General features: G+C 64.3%; 3 protein-coding genes. All 3 read right to left on the minus strand.

Features of this window, described 5'->3' with window-relative positions:
• The coding region (locus tag AC1D1Z_RS36615) for a hypothetical protein (RefSeq protein ID WP_477700259.1) at positions 1–195 on the minus strand (195 nt) is incomplete at its 3' end.
• Between the two features lie 11 nt (positions 196–206).
• Positions 207–1,421: a UDP-N-acetylglucosamine 2-epimerase gene (gene neuC / locus AC1D1Z_RS36620; protein ID WP_477700260.1), complete on the minus strand. Its 1,215-nt coding sequence runs from the start codon at positions 1,419–1,421 to the stop codon at positions 207–209.
• On the minus strand, positions 1,421–2,172 hold a 752-nt coding region (locus AC1D1Z_RS36625), incomplete at its 5' end, for a hypothetical protein (protein ID WP_477853712.1). The genes neuC and AC1D1Z_RS36625, both read right to left, overlap by 1 nt.

The raw sequence follows: 2,172 nt of genomic DNA on the forward strand, positions 1-2,172 counted from the left end.
GAAGGTATCGGCGTTATCCAGCAGCCCGGCGTCGACTGGCGTCGTTGAAAGCACGGTGGCGTAGTGAATCTTCCGCATCTGATCACAGAGAACCCGGATGCTCGCATCCATCTGCTGCCCGACGAGCCGGGACGCCATCTCCAAATTTCGATTGTAGTGCACGCAGGCTTCGGGAATGACACAGATGCAGGTCATCTTGGGGGCCCCTATCTCAGGAGAGTATTCCACTGGTCTGGATGGAGGTCGGTGTCGAACTTCTTCACTTTCAGTTGTGAGCTGGGAACGGCAGTCAGTGCACGCTCGACGGCGTCCACGATGCGCATGGAGTTCTTCCCGTCCCGGAAGGGGTCGTACGGATTAGTGCACCGGCGCGCGAACGCCTGGTACTCATCTGACAGGGCGCGGCCGATCGCGGCCTCGATCTCGGGCGCGTTGCAGGGCACGTGCTGCACGGAGTCGGCAGCCAGCCGGTTCTTCTGCCGTTGTCCCACGTTCACGGCCGGCACGCCAAAGGAGGCCGCCTCCACCACGCCGCTTGAGGAGTTGCCCACCACCAGCCTTGATGCGCCCAGCACGGCCAGGTAATAGCGGCTGCCAAAATGCTCCACGAGGCGGGCATTCGGGCGCGCCGCGACAAACTGCCGCAGCGCCGACAGCACCGCATCCCCACCGAGTTCCACGCCGGGCGCCGTGAAGACGATCTGGTGGTCGGGGAACCGCGACAGCGCCTCCAGGTAGGAGCCGACCTGCGCCTCTACCGGAACCTGCGTGTCGAGCGTGGATGGATGGAAGGTAGCCAGCAGAGTGTCCCTGGCCAGATCCATACCGAAGCGCTCACGGACCTCATCGGCGGTGGCGATGTCGCCCGAATGGATCGCGTCGAGCCCGCATTCGCCGACCACGCTGATTCGCCAGTCTTCTTCACCCATCCTGCTGATGTTATGCGCGTACGCGTCGGCGGCAGCGAAGTGGAGGCAGGAGAGCTTCGTGTGCGAGTGCCGGACCGCATCGTCGATCACCCCCTCGGTCACTTCGCCGCCACTGATGTGCGCAAGCGGTACGCCATGGAGGAACGCCGGCAACGTGACGCCCCAGAGATCCCAACGGTCGCCGAGGAACAGGAGAAGCTCGCACGCGTTAGCTTCGAACCAGCGCGATGCGGCCAGCTGTGTTTCAGCGATGGTCCGGGCCTGGTCGTGCGCAGAAGAGATGTCTTCCTGCATGACCGCGAAGCGGGTCATGCGCACAGTGGCATGGCCGCCGAACTCCCGCTCCACGTCCTGCACCGTTTCGCCGCGCGAGCGCAGGAAATGGGAACCTGCAACCAGGAGGTCCACGCCGAACCGTTCGGCGCTGAGGTTGATGACCCGCTTCAGGAGCCCGAAGTCCGATCGGGCGGTGGTCAGGATGGCAATCTTCATTACGAGAGACACGACAGGACTACGCCCGCCRCAGCCTTCATCTGCCGTTCGCCGTAGCGGCCGTCGCACGGGATGCTCAGGCCGGTGTCCGAGAGGGGGTGACCCTCCTCCTGCCAGCTCGTATCCCAATGGACGGGAAAAAAATAGCGGTGGCGCGCCAGTTCGACCCGCACTTTGTCGCGGTGCACCTTCGTCGGAAACCTGCAGAGGAAGTAGGGGGATGGCGCGTCGGCAGTGCTGAAGCAGTGGCAGGCGTCACGCAGCGATGCGGATAGCACTTCCATGTTGCTGCGGGTGCGGGTTATCGCGTCATCCATCGCGACAGTGTGAAGAAGTTCACGCGAAAGAAAACTTCCCCGATGATCGGCCGGCGATGACGCGTCGAGGATCGCCTCCGCCATGCGAGTCCAGCGGAGGTTCTCGTCGTCCGGGAAGTCCTGGAGGGCCGAGAATCCGCGGGAAAGCAGCCCCGCCGCCCGGTAGGCGACGAAATCGTCGCGCACCGCTCCCGTCGCCTCCACCGCGGGCCGGTGCCTCGAGGCGACGAATCCGCCGTCCGGGAACGGGCCTGACTTGCGCAGGCTGGCGAACACATACTCCGAAGCCACAGCGATCGCCTCGAGGCTTTCCGGTGCGAACAACATGTGCGTGACGTCTGAGAGGATCGTGGCTCCGGATGCCTGGGCGGCCTCCAGCAGCCGGTGGTTCGCACGCCCGAAGTAGTGCATCACCACGACGCAAGTGCCGGGAC

This window comes from Rhizobium sp. P1_E1 (genome assembly GCF_056406015.1).

Bases quoted from the DNA above. Each gene is read 5' to 3' on its own strand.
- neuC (WP_477700260.1), bottom strand. From the start codon at position 1,421: ATGAAGATTGCCATCCTGACCACCGCCCGATCGGACTTCGGGCTCCTG.